Origin of the sequence: Photorhabdus antumapuensis (assembly GCF_020387775.1) — a bacterium.
In the GTDB taxonomy this organism is placed as follows: Bacteria; Pseudomonadota; Gammaproteobacteria; order Enterobacterales; family Enterobacteriaceae; genus Photorhabdus; species Photorhabdus antumapuensis.
Genome location: NZ_JAHZMK010000027.1, coordinates 46588 through 67412, shown reverse-complemented (window position 1 = coordinate 67412; position 20825 = coordinate 46588). Strand labels below are relative to the sequence as shown.

Below are 20825 nucleotides of genomic sequence, written 5' to 3'. Positions count from 1 at the left end.
TGCCTTTTTACTTCCCTACATGCACAAAGTATTAACCTAAAATTTTCAAATTTTTAATTATTTCAAGGAGTCACTATTATGTTAGCCGTAGAATTGATTATCGTTCTGCTGGCCATCTTCCTGGGTGCAAGATTAGGGGGAATTGGCATTGGATTTGCCGGTGGTCTTGGCGTTCTGGTGCTGGCTGTAATTGGCGTTAAACCAGGGCATATCCCATTCGATGTTATTTCCATCATTATGGCAGTTATTGCCGCTATCTCTGCAATGCAGGTTGCCGGTGGTCTGGATTATCTGGTTCAGCAAACTGAAAAACTGCTGCGTAAAAATCCAAAATACATCACGATACTCGCACCTATCGTTACCTATTTCCTGACACTGTTTGCAGGTACAGGTAACATCTCTCTCTCAGCACTGCCTGTTATTACTGAAGTTGCGAAAGAGCAAGGCATTAAGCCATGCCGTCCACTTTCCACTGCGGTTGTAGCGGCCCAAATTGGCATCACCGCCTCACCAATTTCCGCGGCGGTCGTTTATATGTCTTCTCTGATGGAAGGCCACGGCGTTAGCTATATCCATCTGTTAATGGTGCTATTACCATCCACTTTCGCCGCTATCGTTCTGATGTCTTTCATCATCTCCTGGACGTTTAATTCCAAGTTGTCTGATGACCCCGTTTACTTAAAGCGCTTGGAAGACAACCTGGTAACTCTGCGGGGCAGTAAACAAATTGAAGTTAAACCAAAGGCTAAAGCTTCCGTTCTGTTATTCCTGTCAGGTGTTATCAGTGTTGTTATTTATGCTATCGTCAACAGCCCAAGCATCGGTCTGGTTGAAGAACCCCTGATGAACACCACTCACGCCATTCTGATCATTATGTTGAGTGTCGCAACTATCACGACTACGTTCTGTTCAGTTGATACTGACGCCATTCTGAACTCCAGTACCTTTAAAGCAGGTATGAGCGCATGTATCTGTATTCTAGGTGTTGCATGGCTAGGAGATACTTTTGTACAGGCGAACATGGATTGGATTAAAGGCACCGCTGGAGACTTAATCCACTCTCAACCCTGGTTGCTAGCGATTATTTTCTTCTTCTGTTCCGCCCTACTCTATTCTCAGGCGGCCACCGCAAAAGCATTGATGCCGATGGCTTTGGCTCTGAACGTCACACCATTGACCGCCATTGCTTCTTTCTCCGCAGTTTCTGGGTTGTTTATTCTGCCTACTTATCCAACCTTGGTTGCCGCAGTTCAGATGGATGACACCGGCACGACCCGTATCGGCCGTTTCGTATTTAATCATCCATTCTTTATCCCTGGCACCATTGGGGTTGCTCTAGCTGTTGCCTTCGGCTTCCTATTCGGCAATATGATCCTCTAATTCTGCCTGCCAATAACCGCTTAATATAGGGGCGTATACCGCCCCTGCATACTCTCTCCTAAACGATATATTTTCTCTGAAAACCTTCGATAACTGTTTTAATCTTGACCAGAGCACTTTCTGGTCTGGCTGCCTTCGGTTATAGTGCTGAATCTGTTTCATTCGATTAGCGATCATTATCTTTATGATTAAACGTACTCTGATGCTATTTTTGCTGCTTTGCAGCACTCTCTTTAGCCCAATGGCAGCGAACGCCCTGTTTGAACAACCGGGGCAAAATCCATATTTGCCAGTAGATCAGGCATTCATGTTTGATTTTCAGCAAACAGGCGACAAATTGACGTTAGACTGGCAGATCAAACCGGGTTATTACCTTTATCGCAAACAACTTCATATTGAGCCACAACAGGCCACACTGGGTAAAATCACGTTGCCACAAGGTACAGCTCATCAAGATGAGTTCTTTGGTGAAACTGAAGTTTATTTCCAGCAACTCATCGTCAATGTTCCTGTTACAGAGGCGAACAATAATTCTAATATCGTTGTCACTTATCAAGGCTGTGCCGCCGCAGGATATTGCTATCCACCTGAAACCCGCCTTGTTCCATTGAGTGCAGTTATTCCATCAAAAACAACTGACGCTACACCTGCTGAACCTGTTCAGAAAACGCCAGAAAGTGCATCGAATGACCAACACCATTTACCTTTCTCACCACTCTGGGCAATTTTGATTGGCATCGGTATCGCCTTTACACCTTGTGTATTACCGATGTATCCATTAATTTCCAGCATTATTCTTGGCAGCCAACGTCCTAAAAGCCTAAAACAGATATTTTGGTTAGCGCTAAGCTATATTCAAGGCATGGCAATCACCTATACGCTACTTGGATTGATTGTCGCAGCGGCGGGTCTACAATTTCAGGCCGCACTACAACATCCATATGTGCTGATTGGCTTATCAGTCTTGTTTATTCTGCTGGCTCTGTCGATGTTCGGCCTCTATTCTCTGCAATTGCCTTCCGCTGTTCAGACGCGTTTAGTCAACTGGAGCAACCAGCAAAAAAGCGGTTCACTTCTCGGTGTATTCGCTATGGGTGCGTTAGCAGGATTAATTTGCTCGCCTTGTACTACCGCACCTTTAAGTGCAATTCTACTCTACATTGCTCAAAGTGGTAATACCGTGGCAGGTGGCCTAACCCTTTATCTTTACGCTTTGGGAATGGGATTACCGCTCATTGCCGTCACCCTATTTGGTCACAAACTCCTACCACGCAGTGGGCCTTGGATGCAGTATGTTAAAGAAGCTTTTGGCTTCATTATTCTTGCGCTACCCGTTTTCCTGCTGGAAAGGGTTATCGGTGATACATGGGGAATACGATTATGGAGCCTGCTGGCGGTCAGCTTCCTGGGATGGGGATTTGCTCTGACGATTAGAAGCCAAAACGGTTGGGTACGAATCATACAACTGATATTATTAATTCTGATGCTGATAGCTACCCGTCCATTGCAAGATTGGTTTTGGGGTACAACGGTCACACAACAATCGCAACATAGTCTCAACTTCCGCCAGATAAATAACTGGCAGGAATTAGAACAGATAATGACACAAAACAGCCATAAAACCGTTATGCTTGATTTCTATGCTGACTGGTGTACTGCTTGTAAAGAATTTGAAAAATATACTTTCAGCGATCCACAAGTCCAGTCACAACTGGGTGATACCTTACTGTTACAGGCCAATGTCACGAACAACAGCCCGCAACAGAAACAGCTTTTAGAAAAACTTAGCGTTCGGGGATTACCGACTATTCTGTTTTTCGATTCTCAAGGAAAAGAGATCCCCGATTCACGGGTAAATGGTTTTATGAATGCAACCCGTTTTAACGAGCATTTGCAGCATCTACCAAAATGATCTGAAGGAGAGCACCGTGCAACGAGAACAAGTTCTTAGCCATGCCTTAAACTTACTGGAGCAACATGGCTTATCCATCACAACTGAGATACTTTTTGGCTCGCTTAACATGGATATCGAATATCTCAAGCAGTTCTGGCCCGATCGGGAAGCTCTGCTTTATGACTGTCTACGTTATCACGGCCAACAGATTGAAGTCTGGCAACGACAAATATTACTGGATGAAAATCTGACACCAGAACAGAAGCTACTGGCTCGTTATGCAGCCCTTGATGAAAAAGTAAAAGAGAAACGCTACCCAGGCTGCCTGTTTATCGCGGCCTGTAGCGAATTCCCTGAACCTGACCACCCTATTCATCAATTAGCTGAATTACAAAAACAGAACTCTTCCCGCTACACTACCGAACTATTACATCAATTAGATATTGAAGATTGCGAACTCGTTGCCAAACAGATGGAACTGATTCTGGAAGGTTGCCTGAGTAAGTTACTAGTTAAACGGGATATTGATGATATCGCTACGGCAAAACTGCTGGCAGAAGATGTTTTAGCTATTGCCTTATGTCGCAAAAATGGTGCGTTAAGTTAACAAAAATCAGCCTAAGATGAACAACCACACAAATCCTGGGCAAAAAGAAAGCAAACAATCCGCTTTTATCATTTTTTATCAGAAAGGCATTGACGACTTAGGCTGAATACGGTTTAATTCGCCCCGTTGCCCGGATAGCTCAGTCGGTAGAGCAGAGGATTGAAAATCCTCGTGTCGGTGGTTCGATTCCGCCTCCGGGCACCAATTCAAAACGCGTTGGTTGAGAGATGAGAAAACTCAACGAGCGTTCGATACCGGAACCTAAAAGTGCATAATTGTAGATTGATCAGCTTTGCGCTACTTAGATATAAGTATAAAGGTTCTAAGATTAGGATATCTGAGAAATCAGATGTCCTTTTTTTGTTAGAACGCAATACTTACAAGTCCTATTGCAACTGTCAAGCCATCCAAAATAAATCAATAAATTAACACGACGTTGGGTTCAACAAACCGGCTTTGTGTTTAATGATAGGGTTGTTAGCATGGATCATGAGAGTGACCTCTTGTGTTTTGCATAAAGATTCAACACCGATATCAAAACCAGTAACTCTCAACCTTTCAAGCGCTATGCCAGATCTAGTCGCGACTAATACACATCACTCTATAATCTATAACTTGTACCAGAGGGTTCTCACACACAGAGCCTGCATTTATTTTTCTTGTAACAAAATCAAGACCATTACCCGTCAACTTCACAAATGATTTGGATATTGCTATATCATTTTTGAAAGTGCGAGCATGGTCATGTTCTAGTGGTGTTGTAACCAAATAATTTCGGCTAGTTTCATAGATCCTTGTTGCAACTTTCCATATTCAACCAACAACGGATAATTATCGTCTTCTCAGTCGATGAATCTAACATCTAATCCGGAGCCAACATCCGCAGTGGATTCAGTAAAGAGATATCTCGGATGTGTTCTTCACCAAGGCCAGCAGTTTTAAACCAGCGTTCACTATCACTCAACCATTGCTCAACATCTGGCTGAACCGGCTGTCCAAGATCGGAGCTATAGACAACATTATTCACCTCCGATAACACTTCAAAAAAATCCTCAGTTGTCTGATAACCAAGATAAACAGTTAACGCCGTTTGCTCCACATAAAGCCAATCATGTTCACCCAACTCCTTAAGATCTTTCGCTTTTAATCCTGTCATAGGACTGGCAGGTTGGTTCAGCATGAACCTACAACCACCCGCAGTGGTAATCGCATCAATAAGTTGCATAACTTCATTACGTGAAGCATGGCCGGATGACAACACAACATTATGCTGCTGTGCAAAACTAATTAACTCATGGATCTCGTTATGCAACCGCCCATTGCTATCGACAACAGACAAAGGTTGCTGTGCGAAAGTTTGCGCGAAAGTATTTGCCCAAGCACGTTTCATTACACTTTTATGGCTTGTCGGGACAATAGTCGGCAGATGAACCAGCAGCCGCGGAGCTTTACAGAACTGGTACTGACTCAGTGACTGGACAACAGATTTAATTGCCAGCCCTCCAGCGGTTGCATTCAATACTACCGAACCAAAAACCGGAAGCCCTGCCTCCTGAGCCAGTGACGACAAAGCAGTAACACTCCCCAGATGGTTTTTAAGTACAACTCCACCACCATGGCGGGCGTATTCCCTTCCAGCTTCAAGTACATTGTACCGCCGAATGTAACTATCGGGGCGGGCATGATAATGTACATCCAAAAAACGAAGTTTTTTCTTCCAGTATTCTATAAACATCTGACTCATTGCACAGCTTTCCAAGGTACGGCATATCCTAGTTTTTCGCGGGCGTTAACCAGATCTTCTCCATTAGTTATAGCCTCAATAATAGCTTGTTCAGTTCTATCAACATTTTCCGCACGCTCAATAACGGTAAGCAAATGCTGCTGCGGGATGACTAGCGCACCATTATCATCAGCAAAAATCCAATCTCCTGGGGATATCGCTACACCGCCAATATCCAGAGTGCATTGTTTTGCAGCAACCTTGGCACGATTCTTTCCGGATACCATATAAACCCCTGTCGTGAATAAGGGATATTCCAATCTGCGAACCTCAGACAAGTCTCTGGCTGACCCATAAATCACAGAACCTGCGATTCCTTTTTGTACAGCCTTAAAAGTTAAGATATTCCCCCAACTGGTACAATCCGTACGCCCTTGGTTATCAACTACTATTACATATCCAGCAGGTACTTCATCAATGTAGTTTCCAGCATTAAGAAACTTGCCCTGTTCCGGAATGATAGGTTCATAGCGCACAGTAAAAGCGGGTCCGGCCATTTTAATCCCGACATTACTACGTGGCACAATTCCAGCCAGTCCAGCAGGAATATGCAAACTATCCATTGCATCCGATATGGCCGCACTATCAAGCTCCATTAAACGCTTTTTGATTTGATCAATTTGTATAGTTTGCATTACATTTCCTCTTTGGATGCACGTGCGCGCAGGACACTCCAGGCGGCATACTCTGGTATAGATTGTTGCAGTAGCAATTTATTACATGGAAAATCCACCGAATATTGTCGTCCTTTATCATCTATGGTCGTCAGGGTCATCTGCCCAAGCATTTCTTCACCAGACAAAAATGAACTTATAGAAGGAAACGCTGTAATATTCACCGAAAGAGATTTTGAAGGATTATTTACTGCATATGTTGTGTGTAGATATGTATTTAATTCATCATCATCTGTGAACCAGTTAATACGGTATTGTTCACTGAGTTTTTCCATAGCAGTCATCTGGCAATCACTAACCAATTTGTTTTCAAACATGGCGCCAAAGTTAACCAATTGCTGTACGGAAAGAGGGGAATCAGCAGGAGTAATAACTTGTACTACTACATAAGGCGCTTTCCACAGATAGTGAATATCACACTCAACACCATCAAAGAATGCGTTCACCATCATACCTACTTGACTTTCGCTAACGCCGATGAGTGTCCAATGGTAGTTTAGCTCTCTCATGCCAGCTACTGGAGGGATAGAATGTTCCTCTGACAACATTAACCGCATTTGAGACGGAGGCCCTGGCAACACAACTATTTTGCTACCATCAACATTAAGGCTGAAACCAGGTGCTGTACCTGTAACATTGGGAATAACCTTTGCTCCGGACGGAAACATGGCTTGGAATCGATTCGAGGGATCACAATATACTCCCAGTTTTTCCAATTGTTGCTGTATTTCCACCCAGACGTTATCACGTATTTCCAGAGGGCTTCCTGCCGCTTTTGCTATCGCCTCACGGGTTTTATCATCCGGTGTCGGGCCAAGACCGCCACACACAACAATGAGAGTATCCTGCCCCAGCCTGCGAACCACTGCGGTAGCAATCTGGTTAATATCATCAGCACAAACCTGATGTTGCTTCACCTTATATCCCTGCTCCGTGAGATATTCACTAATATCCTGAAGATTAGTATTAGGATATTTACCACTCAGGAGTTCATCACCAACAGTAATAACCGATGCAGAATAGTTAGTGTATTTTTTACTTAGAGTACTAATAATAGCCTGCGCCATTTGTTGGGTTGTTGCGCCCCCCCCCAGATCATAAGTAACAGTTCGTCCTGCACGTATCACATTATCTACTGCACCGTTAATTTGCTGTGCTGCATCAGCAAAGCCAAGATGTTCCAGTAGTAATGCGATTGTGTAAAACATCGCTGCCGGATTGGCTTTATTTTTACCTGCCATACCAGGCGCACTACCGTGTACAGGTTCAAAGTATGCAATATCACTACCAATATTAGCGCTAGGCGCTAAACCAAGCCCTCCCATTACGCCCGCTGCCAAATCAGACAAGATATCACCGAACATATTCTCAGCGACAATGACACCAAATTCATGCGGTTTTTTTACCATCCATAAAGCCACTGCATCCACATTGTGGATATCTGCTTTTATTTTAGGGTAACGTGCCGCAACGATATCGAAAATACCTTTTGCAAAGTGCCCACTTTCCCGCATTACATTTGGTTTATCCGCAAAGGTTACACGGGAGTAGTTATTTTCCTTTGCATATTCAAATGCAGTGATAAACAAACGTTCTAAACCAAAACGGGTTTGTAAACGGACTGTCCATGCAGCTTCTTCAGGACCATATTTATCTATATTTGGGTGCTGTAACCAAGTCGTTGCAGTCACGGGAATTCCTTTAAAATCGAACCCTGCATATAGTCCTTCGGTGTTTTCCCTGATAACACAACAGCGAAATGGTTTACGGTCCCCTTCTACATAACGTACTGGTCGGATATTTGCATATAATCCCAAACGCTGGCGTAATTGGATAACGGGTGACACATAATTTCTCGTTTTCTCACGCAAATGCGGCGGCAACGCTTGTTGTGCTTCTTCTTTACCTTTACTAGTAATAGCGCCGAGTAACACCGCATCTACTGAAGCTATTTTTTCCCAAGTACTGGCAGGTACTGGGTTACCTTCTCTTTCCCAACAAGTCCAACCAATATCCCCAATTTCCAATGTCACAGGAAGATTTAGGGCCTGAAAAACCGGAAGGGCAGCAGCGCATACTTCCTGACCAATACCATCCCCGGGCAATACAAGAATTTTTTTATTCATAAGATTTTGAGCCAATCGTTAATTACATTGTTAATAAATGACGGCTTATCTTCCCAGGGCCGCATTCCTGCTCCATCCACGACAACAAAACAGTGCGTAGAATTAGTATTGACCACCTGATTACATTCTGTGGCTAATTGCGAACATCCGCCAACTATGCTCAGAAATTTTCCTTTGTAATTGCACAATATTGTTCTGGCATCCAGTTGTAGCAACAGTGAAAATCCCACTATCATGCGTTCCCGAGCCGTATTTCTTAAATGGTCAGGTACCGCAGGCATCTTAGGAAGTAGAGTCCCACCTTCAGGAATAACAAAGTCATGTAACACAGAAATCGCTTCATCTAGCTGATTTCTATTCAGTAATGCTATTAATTGTTCCAGCCTATTGGTCAGCAACGAATCAGCATATCCAGGACCACTCACTGAGATTACTCCCGTGAGATTTTTCAAGCGCGACGCAAGCAATTGCACCAGAGTACCTGACATCGCAAAACCGATAAGCAAATAAGGCTGGCAAAAACGTTGATTGAGTTCAGATTCGATAATATTAATAGCGTGGTCGGGATCAGATGAATTAATTAAGGATAATGTATCAATAATAGACACCTGATATCCCACTTTCTGTAATAATATGCGCAATGGAGTGCAAAAATCGCCATGATCCCAAAGCGGCATTACAGGTGCAAGAATTACCGCTTCGAGACTGAAACATCCGGCATTATTATGCCGTGTCATGCCGTTGCTCCTCGCAAAGATTTAACAACCTGAAACGCATAATTAATACCATTTCGTAACCCTTCTTCGAGAGCTGTTTTATTTTCCACACTCAAGTTGTACATGCCCATCATTATATCGATAAGATCGCGCCTGGAGGCGGCAAAAAAATGATGGGATTGCAGTTCATTGAGTTGATTAAATACTCGTTCAAGGTCATATTGTTTACTATTTTGGCTCAGATTGAGAAATGATAGCCAGCTTTCCAAATTGAGATTTCCGGCGCCTTTTCCCATCCCTGATAGAGAACTATCAATAAAATTGGCTCCAGCTCTCATAGCTTCAATACTGTTCGCTGTGGCAAGACCCAGATTATCATGAGGATGGAATCCCAATTGCAATTGCGTGGCAGACTTTAACTTATAAAACATCTGCGCTACCTGTTCAGGGAACAAACTACCATTTGAATCCGCCAGGTAAATAATATTAGCACCAGCTTGTTCACACTGTTTGGCAACTTCAATAATTTTACTGATAGAGAGCTGACTCACTCGTGTAAAATTAATACCCACAGCCATTCCAGTAGATCGAGCAATCTCGCACAACTCTAAGCATGGCTGCGGGTTATCAGCTTTAATACATAACCTAAGCAAGCTAACGCCATTCGTCTTCATTGCATAGATATCATCAGCATTGATATTGTGAGGATGGGCAATGACGACCAATTTTGCCTCAGGTACCGATTGATGAATATCTCGGATATAACTATCCGGCGACATACCTGTTAGGCCAATATTAGAGATAGGTTTGAAAGAACCATTGCGATAACCGATTTCAAACCATTCCACGCCACTTTTATTCAACGCTTCAACATGCTTTATAGCGTATTCTGTTGTAAAATTAAAATTATTCAGGTATCCACCATCACGTAATGTGACATCTATATTATTAACCATTTTTCATTCCTATTTTAGTTTCTATTGTTTGTTTTTTACTTATTTCTTTATTGCCTCTATTACCAGTTATATAAATAATGCTACCGACCAAGGAAACAACTGTGATGATAGATGCCACTTTAATAGGTTCATGGTGAGATATATAACCAATAAGCAATGATGCCAGTCCTGCACTACCTAATTGCAATGTTCCCATTACGCCGGAAGCTGTCCCGGCCGCTTGAGAATGAGTGGCAATTGCCGATACAGTACCTAGTGGCAGCAAAAAACCATTACCGAAAGTCAATACTGATATTGTTAGTACAGAAGTTATCAATGGGTAGGAACTGAAAAACATTTGTATCGTGAAAGCAATACCTCCAACAGCAAAGATGAGATAGCCATGAGAAATCGTCTTTCTAATGCCCTGCTGGCGACTTAATTTTTTAGCAGTAAGATTACCCAACACATAACTCAAAGAGAGCATTATATAGGTGTAGCCAACATATTTTTCTGGTAATCCCATAGCTGTAAGAATAAATGGAGATTCAATCAAATAAGAAAAATATGCCGTATAAGCGAAGCAAGGTATTGCTGCATAGTAAAGAAACTCTTTATTTATTATCACCTGGTAAGTACTGACTAATACATTTTTAACACTCAATTTTTGGCGTTTTTTTATTGGTAGTGATTCTTTCAGAACTAGCAAACACAACATAAGCGTGACTGTTATAAATAAAGTAAGAAATAAAAAACAGGCTTTCCAGCCATAATATTCACTTAACACACCGCCGATCATTGGTGCGATAGCGGGTGACATTCCCACAAAAGGGAAAATAATCAGATACAAATTGGCTGCTTCTTCCTTCCCCATCAAATCGTTAATAATGGCACGACTTAATGTAATACCAGCACAAGCTCCGACTCCCTGGAATAAACGCAATAATAGCAACTCATTAATATGCGTACTGTAAAAAATACCGACTGTCGAAATCAGCCATATAATCATTCCAGAAATAAGAACCGTTTTTCTTCCTAAACAATCACTTAATGGCCCATAAATAAGTTGAGAAAAAGCTATACCAAATAGAAATATAGCTATTGCACTTTGTATACTAGATTCGCTAACGTGATAATAGTTTCCCATTTTACTCAAGGCGGGTAGAAATATATCCGATGAAACCAGCCCTCCCATAGAAAGAAAAGCCATTAAAACGATAAATAATAAAGATGAAGATTTATTGCTCATGGACCATTAACCAATCAATATAATAAACATTATCCCAGAATAAATTCCGTATAAAATATAAAACCACGCACCAGTTAAATTTACATTAAATGGACACAATCACTCATTTAATGAATAAATCAATAACATTAAAACAATTTTAATTTCACATTGGCGTAGTTATTAAAGCACCAGATCATATTTAACTCAAAGAAAAACACCCACCTATTTTTAGATAATAAAATTCAGCTCAGTTTGATAAACAATTAATACCTTGTATGTAAAAAACAATAAATCACTTTGCACATCACCTTGTGCTGCAAGAATTAAGAGCACTTCATAACAACATAAAAATCGAATCCCATTCATTCTTTGAATGAAGAATTTTTTACTCTATAAATACCCTCCCAAATAGTGATATACTTTTACACAAACTCTTTAATAATTAACTCTTATAAAAATAAATTCATGTAAATATTAACTAAGGACATAATAACATCAATATCATTTTTTAGTAAACAAAAAAAAATGAAATTTAAATTCAAAAACAAATAAAAAAAACACAAAACACAACATATAATACTAAAAATAAAGTTATTATTATTATAAATATAATAACAAAAGTTATTATTTGAACAATAATATATTTTTAAAAAACTCACGGAATAGTAATACCAGATCACATTTCCCCACCATTGTTAAGACACGAAAACTAAGGAGGTACACATGCTAATTTCCTGATGAAACTCTAGGGCTCGTGCACAATTGGCTGCTTTATGAGCAATCTCTGGCGATACAAAATTCCTAGTCAAGCTAATAGTCGGCCCTTCATTGTAGCCAATACCTGCAACGGTTATTCGTTCATAAATCCACCTGCCATAAGATGATTGAACCTATCAAAAACAAGCAATGGCAAAATCTATTTACAAGCTCATGCAATAATTCTCATAAATTTTTTCAGCCTTTTTAATCGTACTTAGTGCCAAACCTAATCATGTTTATATAGTAATCAATTTTCAAGATACAAGGGCTTACGGCGGCATTGCTAATAAGTCGCTGTTTTCATCAGGCAACAGGGCATTCTTCTCCAACGGTAGCTCAACGCTTTGGATTTCAGAATTTTTCATGCTGTTTTACCTGTTCTTGGGGTGAGAATAATGTTGATGCAGTCGATACGTGCGCGTTAAGAGCATTGTTCACGATTGCCGAAAATTCATCGATCTCTATTGACAAAGGCTCATATCGCAACCATCCCAAGGTACAGTCGAACAGTGCTTCCAGTCGTACCATAAATTCAATCGCATCGCGTGGAGGAATCTCCAGCCGTCCGCACCCGATTAATTCTTCTACACTATCGCCTGTCGTATCGCAGGCGACTTTGATAATTAATTGCCGAATGTAATTCACTGATCCGGCCTGATATCTCCGCCCAATACTGGGCGAAGATCTCCAACGATGTTTACTACAAAGAGATAACCCGTCGGGCGGCTCCTATCGCACTGGTTCCATAGTCTATCGCATTGGCGATCCCTGTTGTGGTCAGAACCCGGCCTCTGATCTGATTACCAATCATGCCAGCAATATTATCTACACCACTGCCGATAGCACTTAGCCCTCTGGAAATCCAACTGTCTCTTCCCATCACTCTGTGCAAGCCAGTTCCAATGCCACCAGCAAGCCCGCCGAGAACACTAAAGATAGGCTCAAAAACAGGTCTGGCGACACCGAAATGCACTAATTGTCTGGCTAAACCTGCAACGTGTGGGCTGACAGCCCGGCCTAAGAGCCTACTCAAAAATCCGCCCCCCATTACTCTGTTGACAGCCATTTCCGCCCCCAAACCAGCAGCATAACCCACTGCGTAATTAGCTAAATGTCCGGCGGGGTTACTGGCAACATCTAAACCAAAACCAACCCAAGAGCCATAATAGGTGCCAATACCAGCATGGATCCCTGCTCTGGTACTCCCTTGTGTACCGGTGATCATCCCACCAGCCGCGCCACCCGAGGCGGCCGCTATTTCATGTGTCAAGGTGGTGGAAGTACCCAACATGGTGTCAATGGTGCCTACCGCACTCCCGGCCCCAATAGCGCCACCTATCCCACGGTCAGCATTATTTATCCATGATCCCACCGCTCCCGTTACCGCCCCGGCGGCGGATGCAACACCAACGCCTTGTGCTCGCGCACCATAAGCCGCAGCTGAACCCGCACCGGCGGCAGCGCCAGCCGCCGACTGCACTAACGTCGATTTTCCCTGTACGAGCCGAGCGAGTAATGCCCCGCCTTTTTCCAACAGACTACCCACGTTATATCCCATCAATGCGCCAATCCCTGCGCCTACAGCCGCAACCCCCAGAATGACAGGAATAGCCGCTCCAGCCGTAGCGGCAATAGTAGCCGCAAGACCGCCAATCGCAATCCCGCCGGCAATAGCTCTGCCAATTTTTTGTCCCCGTCTCATTGACGCAGACATCCCCTCATCAGGTTTACGAAACAGAAATGAAGCAAACCAAAATGTATTCCGATTTCTGTTCGGAGACGGCGCTAATCCATCATGGTCAGTCAATGTGATTGGGTTATTCCTCACCATCCGGTACAAATTCAGCCCATCCACGGTTCCCGCCGGATCAGCACTCAACCATCGGCCCACCCAAGGCTGATAATAGCGGTAGCCGTAATAATACAACCCAGTAGCATCCCGCTCTTTACCGGAGTAACGAATAAATTTGTAGCTGGCTTCTGTCTGATTTTTCGCTGCCCATACCGCAGTGCCGCCATACGGATAATACTCTTCCTGACTGAGAATCTGACCTTCACCATCCAGCTCAAGCTGGCTGGAGCCAAGAAGATTATCGTAACTGTAGCGCACCTGATCGTTATTGATATCTGCCGGCTTACCGCTTTCCCAGTGCAATACCCTTACCTGTGCACGACCCGCTTCACCTACCGTAATCACCTGCAAATTTTTGGTTATTTTATCCGCAACTCCAGTTGTGCGTAGCTCTAATCCCGGTAGATAAATCACCCGTTGTACCTGAATACTGTTACCCGTCTGCTGTTCACTCACTTTTAGCAGCCTCATTCCATCACTGCTATAACGATACCATTCGCTGTCACTGGTATTTTCGCGGCTCACCGGTGTTACTCGTTGCAATTCACCACGGATATTCCAATCCAGATTTTGTCCTGGCATTAACGTTTTCTGATGACCGCCAGAATCAAATAATGCATCCACTTGGGTTGGATCTGTCGTTAATGTACTCAATACCACCCGGTTATTGCGGCTTGAAACAGTCATGTCTGTGGTGTAACTATTTTGAGTCGCGGGTGAACTGTGTCGGATTTGAACCAAATTACCGCCACGGTCATAAGCATAAATACGAAGGTAATTGGTATAGGTGCTGTCGTCGGCCGGAACAGGTATTACGGGTGAGGGAAGTTGGTTGCTTTGCTGGCCGATATTGGCCATTTCACGCCCTGTCGCACTAATAAGCTGATACAGAGAATCATAAACATAGCGGTTCTCAGGCTCCACTTTCTGATTACGCCAAAAGCGAGTGGCTTCCGCATCATTATGGATACTAATGACATTCCCCACCGGATCATACTCATAGCGTAGATCCTGCAATACTCTCGCGCCTGATTGACTCTCTCCGGCGCGTCGGGTGGTGATACCTATCAGACGTTGAGTTTCCGGTTCATAACTATACTCCGTAATCACGCTGTTACCGTGCTCTTCACGCAGCTTATGACCTGCGGCTGACCAGCTCAGGGACTTAACAATCACCTGTTCACGCTGGCCTTTCACGGTTAACCAACTCCCTTTTAATTGACCCGCAATGTCATAAGCCAGACGCTGGATATTGCCTTTCGCATCGGTTTGGGTCAGTAAAGCCCCTACGGCATTGGTTGTACTTTGTGTCGTATAAACCTCACTCGCCAACATCCGCTGCCAGACAGTTTCGTCGTCACCGCTCCAGTTAGCCTCCTGCCCTTCGGCCAGCAATTGGTGAGATTGGGATAACATGACGCCAGCCAATGACTGACTCATCAATCTGGTCACTCCCGCCGTGTCATAGTGGCGTATACACAGACCGGAGAGGTTATACTCTTTCTCCGCTGTGGTATTCTCAGCCCAGATAAAGCGCTCTGTCACTTGAGAAGTTTCCTGATCGGAAACTTGTTCACTCACAGATAATAAGCGACCGGGCAACGTGTTGCCTTCATAGCAATGAGACTGACAAACACCTGTCGCATTAATCGTCATTACCGGACGACCTTCAATATCATTTAATGTGACAGTACGGCCAGCATCAACACTCTCTACCCGCAGGGCATTACCAGCCAGATCATGCTGCCAGACAAAATTAGGCTTCACCAAGTTATTAGTCTGTTTTGCATCATACAAACGTGGGTCAATACTATGGTTCAGGTGTCCACGAGCATCATACTGGTGACGGGTGACGCGGGTGTCAGTATCTCCCCTTACCACAACACGGTGAAAACCGATATCGCGAATGGACAAACCGCGATTATCTAACACGCTGACTGCTGGGGTTTGAGTATAAAGAGTAGTATCAGATGTACTCATATCATATTCCTTTTGTTTTGTTTTAAAGCTTCCTTTCCAATGAAATGGAGAAAGATTGCACAATTAATTTCAGGTATGACCAGACTCTCTCCCACTCTGGCGAACAGAGTGGGAGGTATTAATTAAAAGTTGATTTAAAAAAGTGTTCTCTTGACTTGGTTTGCGAAGCTGGCACCGCCGTCGCAGGCGGTATAATGTACCTGTACCAGTACATCGTCCATATTCACCAACAGTGACACCTGCATGTCATCCGCCTTCAATATGTTGCCATCAATATGCTCATCTACAGCACGCGGGAAAGTAAGCGTCCATTTGGAAACTGCCCCAGTTCCCTCAAACGATAGATAGCGCTCATCGTCCAAACGCAGCTCAAAACTACCCGTATCATTCAGACCAGAAGAGAGCGCCACCTGCTGGCTGGCTCGCAAGTTAGTGACAATATGCGTCGCATCACCCTCTTTATCTGCCGGATTATTAAGATATTTAACACCCCGGATATCTGCTGTGAGTAGCGTACTGCTGCTGGTCTGGGTGAGCGTTGCCTTCACGTTCTGATACGGCCCAACCAGCGTCGGCAATGTCACCGACACGGTTTTAATCTGGCGCAAATAGTGCCCCGGATAGTCGTTGTCGAACAGCTTTTCACTTAATGTAAAGTCGACTTTACCCTCGTTTTTTAACTTACCAAAGCCATCATCACCCAATAAGCTTTTGAGCGACACAGTGCGTATCACATTGAGACGGCGCTTATGACGAGCCAAATATGCTGCTTCCATCTGGTGCAAGTTAAGTTGCAGTGTTTCCCCCACTTGCAGACCACGATAATGGTCATTCCAGGTACCGGTCTGGATAAAAGTGGTCGTGTAATTCCCCAATTCATACTGCCAACAAGCCTGGGCGGACAAACACAGAGAGACCACCGCGTCATACGCTTGGTAGTACAGCGCTGCCAGTTGACCACTCAGCCACTGGTACAGAGTCGCCTGGGTAAAACGGGTAGTCAGGTAAGTCAGCATGGTCCGAATTTGCGCCTGCTGCGCCTTCGCCTGTTGCAGGGAAGTCTGAGCCGCTTTTTCTCGCACCGCCAGCGCATCCAACTGTTTCTGTAATGCTTCTACCTCAGACTGTGCTTGCTGGTACTGAATTTGCCACTCTTCACGACGACGGCGGTAATTCTCCGTGGTTGCCAGACGATCGGCTACTATGTTGGTGGCTTGCCCAGCGGCCATCAACCCGATAGCAATCGCTTCTGTTACCCCCTCATAGCGCGAGCCACCATCAGCAAAACCAAAGATATTCGGGAGCACTTTCAGTGCCCCACTGGCAGTTTGTACGCCGGTGGAAGAAGAAATCAGGGATTGTGCTGACGTTTGAGTGTCCATCACCAGTTGTTCCGCACTGGAGATGTTGTTCTGATACAAGGTGTAATAGTGGTCATGACGCTGTTGCACCGTCGCCTGACTAGCTTGCAGCGCCAGACGATCCGCCGCCAATCCATCCAACGCCTGTTGTTGCAATGTAATGGCATAGCTGGACATATCCAACAATTGCTGTTGCGCCAACTCCTCTTGACCGGCCCGTTCGCTACGTTCCAACAGGCTAAGCAGGTTCTGACCAAAACCAGTCAGCGTACCCACGGCGCTATAAGCTCGCGGTAACATAGCGCTGAAACGGTATGGTGGTACCGTCAACATGGCGCCACTGACACCATTCGTCAAAGTGCCGGACTGAGCGCGTTGAGCCAGCAGAGCTACCGGATCAGCAGGCGCAGCATACAGCGGCAGCGAAAGCGGTTTACCATCAACGGTCAGATTATGACGCAGATTGTATAACCGAGCATCCAACGTATCCCAGTGGGACAACATCAGGACATTGAGCGGTTCACTAAAGTAGCCATTATCTGCCAGTTTCAAATGGCTAATATTATTGCCCGACAATGCGGGTAAAACAGTATCACTGTTAGCCAACTGATGCTCAAAGTCACGTAAAGCCGTTTTCTGCCCGGCAGCCAAGGTATTGAGGGTTTGAGGTGTCCAGGTGCTGCTCAGCGACACATCCGGCCGAGGCCCTAGCAATTCAGCAGCCAAATTGTAATAGACACGGGCCTGAGTCAAACCATCACGGGTCAATTGGCGATACCACATGTCTCCCTGAGCAATCAGGTTACTGACATAGGCGATAAACACGGCTTTTTGGTATATCACCGGATGAGCATAAGCCTGAGTATCCGGATCTATCGGATCGCCCAAATGACGTGACAAATCGCTGTTTCCTTCAACTAACGGACGTACATTCCAGTAAGCCGGGGCATTGTGTGGCTTGTTTTTCATCGCTGGGTCAAAGATATAATGCAGAAACTTTTGAGCCGGTGAAAACTGTTGTTCGCTGGCAAAGCGCGTAGCAACCAGAAACGGCAGATGAAAGAACAATTCCCAGAAATAGAGACCATTTGAACCGTTAAAGTCCATTGACTCACTTTTGCCATCGGTAACCAAATCTGCTTCCAAGGAAGTATCTGCCTGCAAGGTGTAATCCAGCAAACTATCCAGCCCTAAATTGGCTTTCTCAATCAAAGTACGCACAAAAGTAGTGTTAAGACGGGTTTTCGCAGGTAATGATGAGGTCAAAAAATCCAGATACTGCACCAAACCACGTTTACTATCGTAACGGGAAATCAATCGAGGAATGGCATCAGGTGCTTTGCTATCCTGCAATGCGATATACACATTGAACCACTTACTAACCCAAGAATAAGCCCCTTTTTTCCCTGACGGGCGGTCATAATGATCCCATACAACGCTCAAACAAACTTGTAGGTAGTTTTTATCCGGATCGGTGGAGAAATCCGCTTCGGACAAGGTATGAGTTGTAGAGTAAGTTGCGCTGCTGGAGAGTTCGAATATTTGTCTACCATAGTGTCTGAACAGATTGCGGCCATCCGCAGTGTCAACATTGATTTCCTGAGAGAATTTACGGTTATCGGCGATTTTACTGAAGTTTTTGATACTGGTTAGTACCGGCCAAGATGATGAGAATATAGTTCCAAATGCAGCTTTAAATGTATCAATTCCGATAGCTTTATTTATTGCACCAACCCCATCGCACCACCGTGCACCGTCTGGGATAGGCAGGTAATAACTGTCCGGTGTATCTCCTTTCCAAGCAATATAGTTATCCATCACAGTCACGGATTGATAATCACAAAGCAGGGTTGCACCACTCCATTCACTAGATATAAGACCATCACTCATCAGCTGAAATAGATCCCACTTTCCATTAGGAACAGATCCTCCACCATATCCGGCAGGATAATAATTTATTGCTGCATTATGAAAGGTATAATAATCTCCATCATGGTAATCCAGATAAAAACTTTCATCCTTTTGCCACGTGAAACCATAGCCAGACGTAGAATTGTTTTCTCTGTCAGAATTACTAAATGCATGGCGGTTAATAAAATCCCCATTAGTCGTAGTTTGGATATGGAGTGTCAAACCATCTTGATCAATATACACATAAGCGCCTGTGGTATCCTGTTTTAAGTCATCAACTTTACCTACCCAACCCGTGTTTTCGGGATCTTCTGTAGAACCTGTAACAACTTTAGTGACCACATACTTTTTATCGTATACCGCAAATTGCAGGCAGTTCTGATCATTTGTTTCATCACGGTAAGTACTGAACAAAAAATTCTTACTCAAGGGCCTGAGAATATGGCGATTGAAGGCTGAGTCACAATACAAGTAACCATACACAGCAGGACTGTTTTGATGTGGAGTCCCCGTAAAATTACGCACAAATACCCCCAACATCAGGCGACCATACGGATTACTGTCAGTTTCCTCCGTCGGATCAATACTAAAATCGGTGGTAGCCAGCAGATTGACCTGCCGCAGTGTAGTATTCGATTCATCAATCAGCAGGTAGGATCGCTGTGTTTCTGAACTTTCCTCTGCTTGCTGCGTCATCAGCGTGGTAGTATTCGGTGCTGTCCAGGTATCATCATAGCGTTTATAGCCAAACTTTATGCTGTAAGCATGGGTCTTACCGATATCTTTCCCGTCAGCATCCTTTTGCACTGCCGGGTCACGTTCAACCCAAGCCACATATAGTCGGTCGTTATAAAATACCGGGCGAACCGTATGTTCCAGCACCGTATCACCAGACAGCGGCAAGGTGATTTCCTGCCAATCATTCCAACAATTTGGCGTCACCGGATTTCCCGCCGGATCTTGACGATTTTTACTCAGATCCATCTGGCGCCAGTAGTACCGATATGGTTTGGTGGTGGTACGGCCGATAAAATAGTAAATGGCCTGTTCAAATTTATCTTGATTAATATAACCACTGAGCACATACAGATTACTCACTGCCTCAAATTCATTGAGATACCCCAGAACAGCATCCTGCACCCGGTCCGGGTCCAATTGGTTCTGGTTTAACATGGTCTCCAGCTTCGAGAAATAATGGCTTTTTTCCTGCCGGGTAATGGGAGAAATATAGTTTTCAGCGTAATTTCGAACCTCGGCACCCGCAGCCCAGATAGCATATTGGCTATCACTATCACGCCATTCGTTAGCGGTAGAGGATTCCATCGCCTGACGTCCGGGTTCAGAGCCGTTGACCAGACGAGTCATATATTGTTGTATGCTGGCAATCGCTTGAGCTACTCGGCTGGTCTCAACCTCATCAGCCACTTCTGGATCAATCAACAAGTATTCGTACAAATCTTCCACCGTCACTGGCTGACCCTCGACGCCTTTCAGCGTCGGCACCACAAAATTCATATAGCCGGTCACCAACGCATCACGCTGGGATTCATTCAGTTGCTTTTCCATTGTCGATAACATAATTACACCTGCCTTACTTAAATGGCGGTTTAAAAACA

General features: G+C 44.2%; 12 protein-coding genes and 1 tRNA gene. 4 read left to right on the top strand and 9 right to left on the bottom strand.

Going from position 1 to position 20825, the window contains the following annotated elements; genetic code table 11:
* Positions 1-78 precede the first annotated feature (78 nt).
* The 4 genes from KZ793_RS12210 to KZ793_RS12195 all read left to right on the top strand — a co-directional run bounded on the left by KZ793_RS12210 (position 79) and on the right by KZ793_RS12195 (position 4085).
* A complete protein-coding gene (locus KZ793_RS12210) occupies positions 79-1380 on the top strand; it encodes an anaerobic C4-dicarboxylate transporter (RefSeq protein ID WP_118985649.1) in 1302 nt (433 codons plus the stop codon).
* 184 nt (positions 1381-1564) lie between these two features.
* Entirely contained in the window at positions 1565-3292 is a 1728-nt protein-coding gene (locus KZ793_RS12205) for a protein-disulfide reductase DsbD (RefSeq protein ID WP_225815594.1), read from the top strand.
* Between the two features lie 16 nt (positions 3293-3308).
* The gene (gene dicD, locus KZ793_RS12200; protein ID WP_225815593.1) at positions 3309-3881 is read left to right on the top strand and encodes a division control transcriptional repressor DicD; all 573 of its coding nucleotides are present in this window, start codon (positions 3309-3311) and stop codon (positions 3879-3881) included.
* A gap of 128 nt (positions 3882-4009) precedes the next feature.
* Positions 4010-4085 (top strand) — tRNA-Phe (locus KZ793_RS12195).
* Positions 4086-4743: 658 nt separating this feature from the next.
* Here KZ793_RS12195 and KZ793_RS12190 read toward each other — a convergent pair.
* From KZ793_RS12190 to tccB, 9 genes are all read right to left on the bottom strand, one after another.
* Positions 4744-5625, bottom strand: a complete 882-nt coding sequence (locus KZ793_RS12190; protein ID WP_225815592.1) for a DUF6282 family protein — start codon at positions 5623-5625, stop codon at positions 4744-4746.
* Positions 5622-6299 (bottom strand): RraA family protein, encoded by a 678-nt coding sequence (locus KZ793_RS12185; RefSeq protein WP_225815591.1) that lies wholly within the window; start codon positions 6297-6299, stop codon positions 5622-5624. The genes KZ793_RS12190 and KZ793_RS12185 overlap by 4 nt, the downstream gene beginning before the upstream one ends.
* Positions 6299-8464 carry an isocitrate/isopropylmalate dehydrogenase family protein gene (locus KZ793_RS12180; protein WP_225815590.1) on the bottom strand — a complete coding sequence of 722 codons (2166 nt, stop codon included), beginning with the start codon at positions 8462-8464 and terminating at the stop codon, positions 6299-6301. The genes KZ793_RS12185 and KZ793_RS12180 overlap by 1 nt, the downstream gene beginning before the upstream one ends.
* Positions 8461-9201: a hypothetical protein gene (locus KZ793_RS12175; RefSeq protein ID WP_225815589.1), complete on the bottom strand. Its 741-nt coding sequence runs from the start codon at positions 9199-9201 to the stop codon at positions 8461-8463. The genes KZ793_RS12180 and KZ793_RS12175 overlap by 4 nt, the downstream gene beginning before the upstream one ends.
* The gene (locus KZ793_RS12170; protein ID WP_225815588.1) at positions 9198-10136 is read right to left on the bottom strand and encodes a beta/alpha barrel domain-containing protein; all 939 of its coding nucleotides are present in this window, start codon (positions 10134-10136) and stop codon (positions 9198-9200) included. The genes KZ793_RS12175 and KZ793_RS12170 overlap by 4 nt, the downstream gene beginning before the upstream one ends.
* Positions 10129-11364 (bottom strand): multidrug effflux MFS transporter, encoded by a 1236-nt coding sequence (locus tag KZ793_RS12165; RefSeq protein ID WP_225815587.1) that lies wholly within the window; start codon positions 11362-11364, stop codon positions 10129-10131. Before KZ793_RS12165 ends, KZ793_RS12170 begins: the two co-directional genes overlap by 8 nt.
* 1092 nt (positions 11365-12456) lie before the next feature.
* A complete protein-coding gene (locus tag KZ793_RS12160; RefSeq protein ID WP_225815586.1) occupies positions 12457-12750 on the bottom strand; it encodes a DUF6137 domain-containing protein in 294 nt (97 codons plus the stop codon).
* A gap of 55 nt (positions 12751-12805) precedes the next feature.
* A complete protein-coding gene (gene tccC / locus KZ793_RS12155) occupies positions 12806-15937 on the bottom strand; it encodes an insecticidal toxin complex protein TccC (RefSeq protein ID WP_225815585.1) in 3132 nt (1043 codons plus the stop codon).
* A gap of 134 nt (positions 15938-16071) precedes the next feature.
* Positions 16072-20787, bottom strand: a complete 4716-nt coding sequence (gene tccB / locus KZ793_RS12150; RefSeq protein WP_225815584.1) for an insecticidal toxin complex protein TccB — start codon at positions 20785-20787, stop codon at positions 16072-16074.
* Between the last annotated feature and the right edge of the window lie 38 nt (positions 20788-20825).

Coding starts and splice junctions, on each gene's coding strand:
- KZ793_RS12210 (WP_118985649.1), top strand. CDS start 79: ATGTTAGCCGTAGAATTGATTATCGTTCTGCTGGCCATCTTCCTGGGT.
- KZ793_RS12205 (WP_225815594.1), top strand. CDS start 1,565: ATGATTAAACGTACTCTGATGCTATTTTTGCTGCTTTGCAGCACTCTC.
- KZ793_RS12190 (WP_225815592.1), bottom strand. CDS start 5,625: ATGAGTCAGATGTTTATAGAATACTGGAAGAAAAAACTTCGTTTTTTG.
- KZ793_RS12185 (WP_225815591.1), bottom strand. CDS start 6,299: ATGCAAACTATACAAATTGATCAAATCAAAAAGCGTTTAATGGAGCTT.
- KZ793_RS12180 (WP_225815590.1), bottom strand. CDS start 8,464: ATGAATAAAAAAATTCTTGTATTGCCCGGGGATGGTATTGGTCAGGAA.
- KZ793_RS12175 (WP_225815589.1), bottom strand. CDS start 9,201: ATGACACGGCATAATAATGCCGGATGTTTCAGTCTCGAAGCGGTAATT.
- KZ793_RS12170 (WP_225815588.1), bottom strand. CDS start 10,136: ATGGTTAATAATATAGATGTCACATTACGTGATGGTGGATACCTGAAT.
- KZ793_RS12165 (WP_225815587.1), bottom strand. CDS start 11,364: ATGAGCAATAAATCTTCATCTTTATTATTTATCGTTTTAATGGCTTTT.
- tccC (WP_225815585.1), bottom strand. CDS start 15,937: ATGAGTACATCTGATACTACTCTTTATACTCAAACCCCAGCAGTCAGC.
- tccB (WP_225815584.1), bottom strand. CDS start 20,787: ATGTTATCGACAATGGAAAAGCAACTGAATGAATCCCAGCGTGATGCG.